This window comes from Arthrobacter sp. TJ-217 (genome assembly GCF_058269255.1).
In genome coordinates this window covers 210889-223713 of sequence record NZ_JBZCNJ010000008.1, presented here as the reverse complement: position 1 = coordinate 223713, position 12825 = coordinate 210889, and the positions used below count along the sequence as shown (strand labels likewise).

Below are 12825 nucleotides of genomic sequence, written 5' to 3'. Positions count from 1 at the left end.
TCAGCACCTTCGGTGCTTCCTCGGGGGCGTCCTTGGTGGCGGCCGAGGAGGTGCAGGCGGTGAACGCGAGCGACGCGGCCAGCGCGGTGGTGATGACCGCGAATTTGGGGGTGTATTTCATGTCAGTGCTCCGATTCGGTGGAGGGGGTTGTTCCTGATGCTGCGCGCCTCCGGCGCCGGTGCGCCCGGACAAGGAGTGCCACGCTGACGAGGATGACGACTCCGGAGGGGATCGAGAGCGCCAAGATGGGAACCACCGTGGTGGTCAGGACGTTGGCGGCCAGTGCTGCGGTGAGTACTGCCCAGAGCACGATGGTGCGGCCGGGTTCATGTCCTTGGACATGGGGATGGTGGGTCATGTGAAAACCATTCGGGTTGGAGGGCTAGTTGGTTGGTGGGTGGGGGGTGGTGGGTTAGAGGCTGCGGCGTTTCAGGGCGAGGGCGGCGCCGGTCAGCAGAAGCGCGGTCAGGACGGTGAGGGTTCCGAGAGAGCCCGCGCCGGCGAGTGCGTTGGGTGCGCTGATCAGGGCGTGGGATAAGGTCACGGGCATCAGCTGGGCCCAGATCGGAGAGGTCCCGGTGGCGAGCTGGATGATTCCCAGGAGGAGTGGTTCCAGGACCAGGACGGCGAGCATGACCAGGACCGCGGTGAGCTGGTTCCGCAGCAGCAGACCGACGGCCAGTCCGATCAGGCTCAGGAACGTGATGGCCAGGACGCCGCGGCCAAGGGAGCCCAGAATGTCGGGCAGGGCCGCGGCCAGGGCCGTTCCGTCAAGGATCAGCGTGAGGACCAAAGTGATGACGGACACGGCGGCGAGGATCAGTCCTGTTGCGGCGCCGATCAGCGCGGTGGCCCCGGTCTTGGCCAGGACGATGCGCTCACGGCGCGGTTGGGCCAGTGCCGTACCGACCATGCCGCCGAAGCGGAAATCGCTGATCCCGGCCAGGACGCCCAGGAGGATGACCGCGATCAGGACAATCCCGAGGGAACTACTACCTCCGAGGAGGTTCAGCACTGCCAGCTGCTCGGAGGCCAGCGTCATATCGATGACCGTCCCGCCGGCGGCTTCCGGGCCCGAGGCTCCGCTCTGGGCGAGGTAAGGATCCAGGACGGTGGCGAAGAGCTGCGTGGCAACCAGGCCAAGGGCCGCGATGAGGACCGCGATCCGCGTCGCAGGGATGGTGGTGAGTTTGAGGATTTCAGCGCGCAGCATGGGTGGTCCGTTCGGAAGAGCTGATCATGGAGAGGTAGAAGTCCTCAAGGTCGCCCTCGGAGGCGGCGAGGGCCTCGGTGAGCGTGGTCGCTGAGCGCACCTGCCCATCGGCGATGGCCACGATGTCATCCGCGATCTGCTCCACATCGGCGAGGATGTGGGAGGACAGCAGGACACTGCCGCCATGGTCGGCGAAGGAACGCAGGTAGTGCTTGAGCCAGTAAATGCCGGCAGGATCCAGGCCGTTGGCCGGCTCATCGAGCACCAGGATCTTCGGATCACCCAGGATCGCCGCAGCGATGGCAACACGCTGGCGCATGCCCAGGGAGTAATCACGGATCCGGCGGTCGGCGTCGGCGCTCAGGCCCACAATATTGAGCACCTCCTCCACACGGGCCACCGCATGGTAACCCTGCGCGGCGGCGATCCTCAGGTGCTGGCGTGCGGTGCGCCCGGGGTGAAGACCGCCCGCATCCAGGACCGCTCCAACGACCCGGGTGGGATCGGACAGGTCGCGGAAAGGCTTCCCGAACACCAGCGCGCTCCCGGCATCAGCGGCGATCAAACCCAGCAGCATACGGATCGTGGTGGTCTTACCGGCACCATTGGGCCCAAGCAGGCCCGTGATGCGGCCGGCGCCGACGCTGAAGCTAACATCCTCGACCCGGCGGACACCGCGGAAGGACTTCGAAAGGTGCTCAACGAGGAGGGGTTCAATCTCTTGCGTGCTCATACTTCCAAGATGCCAGCTGCGCGCCCCCCGCACCCCAGCCCCAGGGACAGTCCTTCACTAGCCCCAAGACCAGTCCTTCACTAGCCAAAAGGACAGTCTGCAGCCGTCCGAGCCACGCACCCGCTGTGGTGCTCCCCCGATGCCCTATTCCGTTGACTCAGCCCAGGAATATAAAACAACAGTGCCGTCACCACGGATACTTCGCGCATCTCATGTTGATACCGATGAAAGACTTCCGCTAGCCGGCCCGGGGGTCTCTTCAGTCGTGAGCAGTGGAAACCTGCTTACGGGTTCGAGCATCTGCTCCCTGGCGTACTGGAATGTAATCATCACTACGGCGACAGTGGGTGTGGCGAGGAAGGCCCCTTCGATTCCGAACAGGGATGCGCCGGCTGCTACACCGATGAGAACCACTGCAGGATGAAGCTTCAAAGATCGTCCGACCAGCAGTGGTTGAAGTACGTTGCTCTCAAGCTGCTGCACAAGCAGGACCAGGCCCAGCACGATCAAGGCTGTGATCCATCCTTCCGTAAGGAGTGCCACGATCGAAGCGAGGAGCCCGGTGGTTACTGCCCCAATAACCGGAAGGAATCCGCCGAAGAAGATCAACACCGCAAGGGGTAGAGCGAGCGGAACGCCGAGGAGCCAGAGACCGATCCCGATGAAGACGGCGTCAACAAGTGCTACTGCTGCCTGTGAGGATATGTAGGCCGATAATGTCCGCCAACTCCTCGATGTCACTTCCGCGGTATGAACGAGAGCCGTACCTGTTGTCCACCGCAGAAGCCACCCCGAAAACCGGTCTCCGTCCTTCAAGCAGAAGAAGGTGAGAATCAACGTCAGCAAGAAGGTCACGGTGAGGGAACCGACTGTTCCCAAGCCGAGGGAAACCTGCGTCAGGACCTGACCCGCGTTCTCCTGCAGCCAGGTAACCGCTGGCTTCAGGACTTCGTTGAGGTCCGCTTTCGAGAAGGACAAAGACTCAGCGAAAGCCTCAAGGTTCTGAAGGTTCGCGGCCATCTGCGTTGACAGCTCTCGCACCCCGTTCATGGACAACGCCGCGGCAGCCCAACCGATCCCGGCCGCAGCACCCGCCAACGCGACAATGGTGATGGCCGCCGCTGCGGCCGCTGGCATAGCGCGACGTAAGAACCGCGTGACCGGCCAGAGGACCGAGGTCAGCAGCAACGCGAGAATGAGTGGGAGAACCACCACCCACACCTTCGACAGCAAGTAACAAACCCCAATGACCGCGGCGGCGAGGATGAGTGCTCTGCCCGAAATTGCCGCTGCAGCTGTCAGTGCGGAGAGTAACGCTCCGCTGCGGATCCGTCGTATTGGCAAAGATTTCGTGGACGCAGCTGGCGTCACATCCTTGTCGTCCTCCATCACCTGATTTTGCTGCTTAGACATGCTTTTCCTTCTTCAATGCCGAATGACTCTTCCCTTGGCCGGTGCAGGTTCGTGATGAACGAATCTGAGTTGTCGGGTTGGTTTGCAGGGATGCTGAGGGCGTCGAGGAGGTTCCAGTACTGCGAATCGGTCGCCAGCAGTTCCTGATGTGTACCGAATGCACGGATCCTCCCTCGATCCATAAGGTAGATGCGGCCGTTAGAGGCTGCGGCGTTTCAGGGTGAACGCGGCGCCGGTCAGAAGAAGCGCGGTCAGGACGGTGAGGGCTCCGGTAGTGGCTGCGCCGACGGTGAAGCTAACATCCTCGACCCGGCGGACACCGCGGAAGGACTTCGAAAGGTGCTCTACGAGGAGGGGTTCATTCTCTTGCTTGTTCATACTTCCAAGATGCCAGCTGCGCACCCTCCGCACCCCAGCCCCAGGACCAGTCCTTCACTAGCCATAAGGACCAGTCCTGCACTAGCCAAACGGACAGTCCTTCACTAGCCAAAAGGACAGTCTGCAGCCGTCCGATTGGTGGGACCTTTCCCGGCCTTGACGGGGCGTCCGGGTATGCCGGTGCGTTCGTGGTTGACTTATCCCGTGAAGTCCATGCGAGCCCGGCGAAGGGCCCGAGACAGCGCGGCCGGCGCAACGTCGGAGTCCGAGCATCCACGGTCACTCCAACGCGTGGTTGCCCTCCCCGCCGTCGTCCTCGCGGTCGCGATCGCCAACCTCATCATCACAAGCATCGATCCCTCGGTGCCGCGTCAGCCACTGCTTCTGACGGCGCTGCAGGCGGCTCTCGTAGCCGGGCAGGCCGCTGCACTTCTCTTTCGCTACCGTGCCCCAGCGCCGGTGTTCGCGATCGTCGTGATGCTGCAGACGGTTCTCCTCGTCACCGGCGGGGCGGACCTGGGGCTCGGGACCCTGGCGGTCGTGGTTTCCGCCTTTTACCTCATTCGGTGGGCACCACGGCCCCGGGCGTGGTACGTCCTGATGGCACTTGCGCTCACGAGCAGCGCCCTCGTCCTTGGGGTGGCACTGGGCGGAACCCAACCCCCGCTGCTCGTCTTCGCCCTGATCGCCGGGCGTCTGTTCTTCGAGTTTGCGGCACCGGCCCTGGCCGCTGAACTCGTCCGCAACCGCGCTTACCTCGCCACTGCTGCGCGTGAGCGGGACGAGATGATCCGCCGTGAACAGGTACGGGATGAGGCTCAGCGCCGGCGGGCCGAGCAGACCGCCCTTGCCAGGGAGCTGCACGACATCTCAGGACACCACCTCTCCGGCATTATCGTGACGGCGCAGGCGGCAGGAACACTGATCGAGAAGGATCCGTTGCGCACACGGGCCATGCTCCGTGAACTCGAAGGAGAGGCCCGGGCGATGATGGTCGATCTGCGCAGGACTGTCGGGCTACTCCGCCCGGACCCAGAAACCGAAGGTGCCACCGGTGATATCCGGGCGTCCATCGGCACCCCGGGACTGGGTGATCTCCCGGAGCTGATCGATGCCGCCGTGCGCCGCGGACAGAGCGTCACTTTCGAATCGACAGGGGAAGCATCCCATCTCGGGCCCGTCGCCCAGGCGACCGTCTACCGCGTGGTGCAGGAATCGCTGGCCAACGCCGCACGCCACGCTCCAGGGGCTAAGTGCATGGTGACGATCGAGTACCTACCCGAGGCCACTGTCCTGACCGTGGAAAACACGTCGAGCCTCCACTACCGGGATATCACCTACGCTCAGCCGATACCGGTTCACGACCGGGCAAACCATGGATACGGGCTCGTCGGCATGCACGAGCGGGCGAAACTCATCGGAGCCGAACTGACCACCGGGCGTACGGAAACCGGCGGCTGGAGCAACCGGCTACGAATCCCGAACCTCGTACAAGGAGCACCACAATGATCCGTGTCCTGATCGCCGACGACCAGGTCATCGTTCGGGCCGGACTATCGATCCTGCTCGACTCAGCCGCCGACATCACCGTCGTCGGGGAAGCCGAAAACGGTCGGGAAGCCATCCGGCTGACCACGGAGCTTCGCCCCGACGTCGTGTGTATGGACATCCGCATGCCCGTCATGGACGGCGTCGCCGCGACACGCATCATCTCCGCCGATGCCACCCTGAGCAGCGAGATCCTGATCCTCACCACCTTCGACATTGACGACGACATTTTCTCCGCTCTCGAAGCAGGGGCCGCGGGCTTCCTCCTCAAAGGCGCCGACGAGGACACGCTGCTCAACGCCATCCGCTCGGTCGCACAGGGCGATGGAACCCTCGACCAGCGGCTGACACGGCGAATCCTGCAAGAGTTCGTGCAGCGCCGCCCATCGACACCGCCGGCCGGGATGCGCACGCCGCTTCCTTCGCCGCTCACCGACCGGGAAATCGACGTCCTGCAACTCCTCGCGCAGGGCCTCTCAAACGCCGAAATCGCTAAACAACTTTTCGTGGAACAATCCACCATCAAATACCATCTCGCCCATCTGCTCCAGAAAACCGGCGCCCGCGACCGCCTCCAGATTGTCCTCTGGGGCATACGCACAGGAACCGTCAGCATCGAGTAACAGGCGAGCCGGCCTCCACTGTCGTCCCCAAAATCCGGGCGCGGTGGGAGGCGACGCGCACCGACGCGCAGTTCGACCTGGAACAAGTAAGGCGAGTGGAAGCCGCTGTGGAAGGTGCAGAACTGGCGGTGACAGCGCTCCGGCAGAGGGACGACCGTGTGGGCGTCAGCTTCCCCCTCCGAGCTCTGCTGCCACCCCGGTTGGTGTCAGCAGAGCCCGGCCAGGACCCCTTGCAGTGGCAGGGGTCATTCCACCGCGAGACCCGCGACGGGGGAGAGGCGGGCTGCCCGTCGGGCCGGGAGGACCGAGGCCAGCAGGCCGGCGGCCACGGCGGCCGCGAGGACAGCCAGGAGCTGCCCGACCGGAATGGAGGGACTGACAGTGGCAATGGCGCCGAGCGCCGACAGGGCGCCGAGCCAGCCATAGACGATCCCAAGAACCGATCCGAGCAGGGCGGCAACGCCTGCGATGAGTGCCGCCTCGATCGCGAGTGTTCCCCGCAGCTGGCTCCGGGTGAGGCCAAGGGCCCGCAACAGCGAGTTCTCCCGGCGCCGCTCCAGGACCGACAGGGACAGGGTGTTGGCGACACCGATCAGGGCGATGAGCACGGCCACCGCGAGCAGAGCGGTCACGATCAGGAGCATGAAATCGATGATCTGGTTGTAGGCGGCCCGTTCGACTGCCGCTCCCGTGACCTGGTACTCAGACACTCCGGTGGTGTCCACGATCCGCGACTGAACCTCGACGATCGACGCGGTCTCCAGACCATCGTCGAGCTTGAGCCAGAAGGTCTGCCCCACGTACGCAGCGAGATCCTGCCCGGTGAGCCTTTGGTCGATCGCGGGGTCTCCCGTCTCACCGGCATAGTTCAGGAGTGCGTCCGGCGGTGTCCCGCCGAGCTGCTCGGCCGTCTTCGTGGTGATGAGCGGCAGGAAGAGGGAAGCGTCGGTCGGCGTGACGGGCAGGGTCGACGGCCCGCCGCCTCCGTCAAGGGTCACCTCGGTCTGCTTCCAGGCCTGCGGGGCGAGGAGCATGCCGTCGGTCAGCGCCACCCCGGTGGAGCGGAGGACGGCAGAGACCGCCTCAGCGTCGGCTGCGTACACCAGTTGCCCGCCGTCGTCGGAACTGGTCAGCATCACAGGGGTGAGCTCGACGACGTTCTGCACGCCGTCCACCCGCAGCAGGGTCGGGGCGTCCAGGCCTTCCGGTTCCACGGCAGGGCCGTCCGGTCCGGCCGCAGCCGTACCGGACCCCGCCACCGCGAGGTCGACGGCGTAGTTCCCGTCCAGTTCGCGATCGAACGACGTCCGCGCGGTTTGGGCGCCGACCATCATCATTGATACGAGGGTCACCCCGACCATCAGGGCCACCGAAGACGCGGTCGTCCGTGCGGGATTCCGCAGCACATTGACCGACGCGAGCGTACCGGCCACTCCAAGCGGCCGGGCGATACGCCCGACCACGGCGACGCTCCGGGGGATGAAGAAGGGTGCGAGGAGGACGATGCCGAGGAATGAGAACGCGCCACCGACAACCGCGGGGACGATGCTGGCCTGCAGGGAGCCGAAGAGGAGCAGGGCACCCCCGGCGGCAATTAATGCGACCCCGCCGGCCAGCCGTGTCCTGCCGCTCCTGCTCCTCACCGGCGTTGGATCGGCGGGACGGAGCGCGGCAAGCGGGGCGACCCGCGTGGCCGCCCGTGCAGGGGCGAACGCTGCGAGGATCGTCATCACGACGCCCACGGCCATACCGATCAGGACCGCTGACGCGGGTACAGAGAGCACGGCGAAGGAACCGAAGCCGGTTCCCTGTGCCAGGCCAACGAGGATCGCCATGACGCCGACCGCAAGGAGGACGCCGAGCACGGCGGATACCAGTCCGACGATGGCCGCTTCAACGAGCACCGAGGTTCGCACCTGCCGCTGTTCCGCCCCGATGGTGCGCAACAGGGCCAGCTCCCGCGTGCGCTGCGTCACCAGGACGGAGAACGTGTTCGAGATGACGAGCCCGGCGACGATCACGGCCACACCAGCGAAGGCCAGCAGGATTCCGGTGAGCCTGTCCGTGCCGTCGGATAACGCGGCGACGTCGCTCACCGTCTGGTCGGACGCCGTCTTCACAACCGGTTCCACTCCCTCCGGAGTGTCTCCGAGGGTTGCAATGACTTCGCTGGTGACGGCGGCGGCATCGGCGCCGGGGGAGAGCGCGAGCTGGACCCTCTGGAAACCCGCGACGTCGCCGGTGAGTTCCCGCACCACCGCCGGTGACGCGAGGACCTGGACGGCATGGGCTACCGTGGGATCGTCACTGGGCTCGATAAGGCCCGTGACGGTCAAGGCGTTCAACGGTGAGGTGGAGGGTGCCCCGGAATCGACGGCGACCGTGTCACCCGGCGCGACATTGAGCCGCGCCGCTGACGCCGCGTCGAGGGCCACCTCCTGCACCCCCGAGGGGTAGGACCCGCGGTCGATAACCGCAGTCTCCAGCTGTTCCGGCGCGGTGGAGGTTAGAACGGCGCGGGAGGCTTGCGAACCTGTGGTGAGCTTGGTGAAGACGCGCTCGAGCGGATGGACTGCCTCGACCCCTGGTACCGCGACCAGGTTATCGACGGCGTCCGCGGACAGATCCCCGCCGTCGGCCCCGGTAATGACAAGGTCGGCCCGTGCGTAGGACGCACCGATGCTTTGGGCGAGGCTCGCCTTGGTGGTTGCGCTGACCATGAGTGTCGCGGACAGGAAAGCGACGCCGAGCATGACGGCGAGTCCGACGGCGATGAAACGGCGGGCATGAACACGCAGCTGCGCAAGGGCTACCTGCAGCACGTCAGGCCCCCAGCTTCGCGAGGGCACCGAGGATAGCGTCCGGGGTTGACTTCTCGAGTTCGCCGACCAGTGCGCCGTCCTTCATGAGGACGACCCGGTCTGCGTAGGATGCCGCGACCGGGTCGTGGGTGACCATGATGATGCTTCGGCCCATTTCCCGGGAGCTGCGGCGCAGCAGGGACAGCACCTCGGCGCCCGTGGCCGTATCGAGGTTTCCCGTCGGTTCGTCTCCGAAGATGACGTCGGGGCGGGTCAGCAGGGCCCGTGCCACGGCAACGCGCTGCTGCTGGCCTCCGGAGAGCTCGTGCGGACGGTGGGAGAGACGGTCGGTCAACCCCAGCGAAGAGGCAATCTGCTGCAGCCAGGCCCTGTCCACCACCCCTCCGGCCAGGGCCACCGGCAGGGTGATGTTCTGCTCGGCAGTCAGGGTCGGCACCAGGTTAAAGGCCTGGAACACGAAACCGACCCGCTCCCGGCGCAGGCGGGTGAGTTCCGCATCGGCGAGTCCGGTGATCTCGGTCCCCCCGATCCACAGCTGCCCGGTGTCGATGCTGTCAAGACCGGCCAGGCAGTGCATGAGGGTCGACTTGCCCGATCCCGATGGGCCCATGATCGCGGTGAAGCGTTCCCGGCCGAAATCGAGGGAGACATCACGGAGGGCATGGACGGCCGTCCCGCCGTGCCCATAGCTTTTGGACACACCCCGGGCGACGACGGCACTGGCAGGAGTGGGCGAGGCAGCACCCGCGGGGGCACCTGGTGTATTGGTGGAAATGGTCATACTTCCACGCTACGGATCACGGCAGCCGGGGGAATCAGCGCCAGGTCGGAGATTCCGGCGCAGACGGTCATACCAGGGGATGACAGGGCCGGCGCCGACCGTGACCTGCCGGGAACCGGCCCCGGTCAGGGGCGGACGATGCCCGTTTCGTAGGCGATCACCACGGCCTGCACGCGGTCGCGGGCTTCGAGTTTCGCAAGGATCCGGCCCACATGGGTCTTCACCGTGGCCTCCGAAAGGAAAAGCTTCAGGGCGATCTCCGGATTGGAAAGCCCCTGGGCGATCAGTTCGAAGACCTCGTGCTCCCGCGGGGTCAGCCGGGCCACCGCGGCGGCGTGCACATCCTGGGCCGGGGAAGGCCTGCGCAGCATCGGTGCCACGTGATCGAGCAGGCGGCGCGTGGTCGAAGGTGCGATGACCGCGTCGCCCCGGTGCACCGTCCGGATCGCCTCGAGCAGCTCCTCCGGCGGGGCGTCCTTGAGCAGGAAACCGCTGGCGCCTGCCTGGATCGCCGAGAGCGCGTATTCATCGAGGTCGAACGTCGTCAGCACCACAATGCGGGGCAGGACAGCACCGGCTGCCCCGCCGGCAGCGGTGCCGGAGTCCGCCAGGATGCGCCGGGTGGCTTCAATGCCGTCCATGCCGGGCATGCGTACGTCCATCATGATGACATCGGCACCGGTTACGGCGCGTGTCCTGAGCGCCTCCTGCCCGTTGGCGGCCTCACCAACGACCTCAAGGTCAGGCTGGGAATTGATGAGCATGGCGAATCCGCTGCGCACCAGATGCTGGTCATCGACGATGGCGACCCGGATGGGTTCGGCCGCCGGACCAGCCCCGGACGGGATTGTCGGCGGGATTGTCCCTGCGGTGATGTCCACTGTGGTTCTGCTTTCCTTGGATCGGTTGTCCTGGGTGTTGTCCGGATGTTGGAGGCAGCTCAGGCCTGGGTGTACGGGATGAAGGCCTCGACCCGGTAGCCCCCGCCGGAGCGTGGTGCCGCCGAGACGGTGCCGTCGTAGAGGCGCACGCGTTCGGTCATGCCGGTGATGCCCAGCCCGGCTCCCGCGGTGGACGGGTCAGATGCTGCTCCCCGGCCGTCGTCGTCGACCGTGATGGTGAGCCCGCGCGGACCGTACTCGAGGGTGACCGCGGTGGTCGTGTTGGCCCCCGCATGCTTGAGCACATTGGTGAGGGCTTCCTGGACCACCCGGTAGGCGGTCAGTTCCGCACCAAGGGGAAGCGGCCGGCGGGGCGTTCCGATGCGGCGGTAGGAGACACTGACTCCTGCCCGGCCGACCGAGTGAACGAGGGCATCGATGTCGTCGAGCGTAGGAAGCGGGCGCGTTGAGGCGTTCTCGTCACCGCGAAGGACACCGAGCAGGCGCCTCATCTCGCGGAGGGAGCCCCGCCCCGTGTCGGCGATGGTGCCCAGCGTCTTTGCCGCGACGTCCGGTGCCTGCACACTGGCATAGCGTGCGCCATCGGCCTGGGTGATGATCACCGACAGGGAATGGGCGACGATGTCGTGCATCTCGCGGGCGATATGGCTGCGCTCGTCCGCTGCCGCCAGGTCGCGCTCCTGCTGGCGCTCGACCTCCAGGCGCCGGGCCCTGTCCTCCAACGCCTGGTACGTCAGCCGCCGCGACCGGGCGAGATCCCCCATCGTCCAAGCCAGCAATACGACGGAACCGATGATGAACACGGGCGGGACCGTCGGCACCGGCCCTGCGTAACTGGGCCCAAAGAGCGGCCCGTATGACGACTGGAACCCCAGTGCGGACCCCACCAGGGCGGACCCCAGCCCGGCCAGACCTGCCCACCGGGGGGCGTAGGCGGCCAAAGTGTAGACAGTGATAAGGATGACAATCTGCGCCGGTACCGCCGGAATCCCCGCAATCAGCTGCAGCACCGAGACTCCGGCGATGATGCCCGCAGAAAGTAGCATCCGGGAGCGGCGCCAGGCCAGCGGAACCACCAAGGCCGCCGTCAGAGCTACGAGCAGTGGAATTCCGGCCCCTGCGATCGGGGCGGCCAAAACGACAAGGAGGATCAGAGCGAGGCCGGTGTCGACCGTGCCCGGATGCGCGCGCACCCAGCGCGCGAGCCGGAGATGGAAGTCCATGAGAATCACTCTAAACGTGACGCTGCCGCCACCACATCCGACCCAGGGAGGACCTTCCTCACCGGCTGATGCATTCCGGAAGTCCCAATCACCCCCGAGCCGCTCTGGGCAGTGGCTGCAGCTGAACCCGCTGCTGATTTGCCCTGAACCGCGGCGCTGATCTGAGCAACCCCAGAGCAGATCCGGCATACCCGGCCGGATTCGCTCGGAGACCGGGATTGGCTAACCAGCCAGGCGCAAACCGGAGTCCCGGCCCGGTCTCAGCCGTCCGACAGGCGCTCGGTCAGCTCGTCGATGAAGCTTCGAGCTTCGCCTTGCGCCGGATCGTCAGCGGATGCGCGCTTGAGCGCACCCTGGAGGACCTTGGCGGCCTGAGCCACGTCCCCCTTGCTGTCAGCGAGGACGACCGCGTTCTGAACCGCCTCGCCCAACCGGCTGAGCTCGGGAGGCGAGGTCTCCGCGACCCCGTCGCGGAAGAAGCGAAGCCAGTTGCCAGCCGGGTCGACGAGACTGAATCCGCTCAGCCCGCCGGCGTTCTTGCGGGCGCGCGGCCGTGTGATCCTCGGGAAGCCCTTGATCGGCAGTTTTCCGTACGCCTCGCGGAGTCCTGCTGCGAACTCCTCCCAGATCGGGCCCGTGTCGTCGACGATGACGAGGCAGGAGCTGTGCGAGGCCTCTGGTGTGTGGCCGTCCAGTCCGTAGTACTGCAGGTCGAACCCGTGACCGTTGAGGCAGAGGGCCGGGTTCGGTCGAAGTTGGCGGTAGGTGGTGCGGAAGCCCAGGGCGGCGAAAAATGGTTCGATTTCGTCGATGTCGGCGCAAGGCAGCAGGGGGATCGTGCGGGGGTAAGACACGTCAGCACTTTACGCGGGTGCGAGTCGACGATCCAGACGGTGATTGCTCCCGAGGCGGTGGCGGGTCGAAGCGCGCTAGCCTGAACGGCGTGGACCGCATAGACATGGATGACGCTGCGACGCTCGTGACCCTGCTGCACGATGGAAAGCGTTCCTCGTCGCTTCGTGCGCTGCTGCCGGGGTGGGACATGCTGCAGGCCGACGTCCCTTCACGGGAACATCGATGGTGGTGGCCCGACCCATCTAGGCCCCGTCCATCGAAACCGTCGAACTAGAATCGTCGCGCCGCTGAGCATGCGGACGTTGTCGCGGAAAGCGCGTTCAGCACCGCCTT

12 protein-coding genes are annotated in these 12825 nt (G+C 65.9%); 2 read left to right on the top strand and 10 right to left on the bottom strand.

The features are described 5' to 3' along the window. Nucleotides 1-122: 122 nt before the first annotated feature. From AC4D2R_RS15045 to AC4D2R_RS15025, 5 genes are all read right to left on the bottom strand, one after another. Nucleotides 123-359 (bottom strand): hypothetical protein, encoded by a 237-nt coding sequence (locus AC4D2R_RS15045; RefSeq protein ID WP_490940933.1) that lies wholly within the window; start codon nucleotides 357-359, stop codon nucleotides 123-125. 54 nt (nucleotides 360-413) lie between these two features. Further along, nucleotides 414-1214 (bottom strand): hypothetical protein, encoded by an 801-nt coding sequence (locus tag AC4D2R_RS15040; RefSeq protein WP_490940932.1) that lies wholly within the window; start codon nucleotides 1212-1214, stop codon nucleotides 414-416. Next, nucleotides 1201-1947 (bottom strand): ABC transporter ATP-binding protein, encoded by a 747-nt coding sequence (locus AC4D2R_RS15035; protein WP_490940931.1) that lies wholly within the window; start codon nucleotides 1945-1947, stop codon nucleotides 1201-1203. Before AC4D2R_RS15035 ends, AC4D2R_RS15040 begins: the two co-directional genes overlap by 14 nt. 210 nt (nucleotides 1948-2157) lie before the next feature. Beyond that, nucleotides 2158-3336: an AI-2E family transporter gene (locus AC4D2R_RS15030; protein ID WP_490940930.1), complete on the bottom strand. Its 1179-nt coding sequence runs from the start codon at nucleotides 3334-3336 to the stop codon at nucleotides 2158-2160. Nucleotides 3337-3558: 222 nt separating this feature from the next. Continuing rightward, nucleotides 3559-3738, bottom strand: a complete 180-nt coding sequence (locus tag AC4D2R_RS15025) for a hypothetical protein (RefSeq protein WP_490940929.1) — start codon at nucleotides 3736-3738, stop codon at nucleotides 3559-3561. Nucleotides 3739-3951: 213 nt separating this feature from the next. Here AC4D2R_RS15025 and AC4D2R_RS15020 point away from each other — a divergent pair, with 213 nt between their 5' ends. Together AC4D2R_RS15020 and AC4D2R_RS15015 are read left to right on the top strand one after the other, a co-directional pair. Beyond that, nucleotides 3952-5247, top strand: coding sequence for a sensor histidine kinase (locus tag AC4D2R_RS15020; RefSeq protein ID WP_490940945.1), 1296 nt, complete (start codon nucleotides 3952-3954; stop codon nucleotides 5245-5247). Next, nucleotides 5244-5909 carry a response regulator gene (locus AC4D2R_RS15015; RefSeq protein ID WP_490940928.1) on the top strand — a complete coding sequence of 222 codons (666 nt, stop codon included), beginning with the start codon at nucleotides 5244-5246 and terminating at the stop codon, nucleotides 5907-5909. Before AC4D2R_RS15020 ends, AC4D2R_RS15015 begins: the two co-directional genes overlap by 4 nt. Nucleotides 5910-6154: 245 nt before the next feature. Here the strand turns inward: AC4D2R_RS15015 and AC4D2R_RS15010 are convergent, their stop codons facing one another. From AC4D2R_RS15010 to AC4D2R_RS14990, 5 genes are all read right to left on the bottom strand, one after another. Continuing rightward, nucleotides 6155-8731, bottom strand: a complete 2577-nt coding sequence (locus AC4D2R_RS15010) for an ABC transporter permease (protein WP_490940927.1) — start codon at nucleotides 8729-8731, stop codon at nucleotides 6155-6157. Nucleotide 8732: 1 nt separating this feature from the next. After that, the gene (locus AC4D2R_RS15005) at nucleotides 8733-9512 is read right to left on the bottom strand and encodes an ABC transporter ATP-binding protein (RefSeq protein ID WP_490940926.1); all 780 of its coding nucleotides are present in this window, start codon (nucleotides 9510-9512) and stop codon (nucleotides 8733-8735) included. A 125-nt stretch (nucleotides 9513-9637) separates the two neighbouring features. Continuing rightward, on the bottom strand, nucleotides 9638-10360 hold the full coding sequence (locus AC4D2R_RS15000) for a response regulator (protein ID WP_490940944.1): 723 nt from the start codon (nucleotides 10358-10360) through the stop codon (nucleotides 9638-9640). 92 nt (nucleotides 10361-10452) lie between these two features. After that, nucleotides 10453-11637, bottom strand: coding sequence for a sensor histidine kinase (locus AC4D2R_RS14995; protein ID WP_490940925.1), 1185 nt, complete (start codon nucleotides 11635-11637; stop codon nucleotides 10453-10455). A gap of 260 nt (nucleotides 11638-11897) precedes the next feature. Then, the gene (locus AC4D2R_RS14990) at nucleotides 11898-12491 is read right to left on the bottom strand and encodes a DUF8817 family protein (protein ID WP_490940924.1); all 594 of its coding nucleotides are present in this window, start codon (nucleotides 12489-12491) and stop codon (nucleotides 11898-11900) included. Nucleotides 12492-12825: the final 334 nt, after the last annotated feature.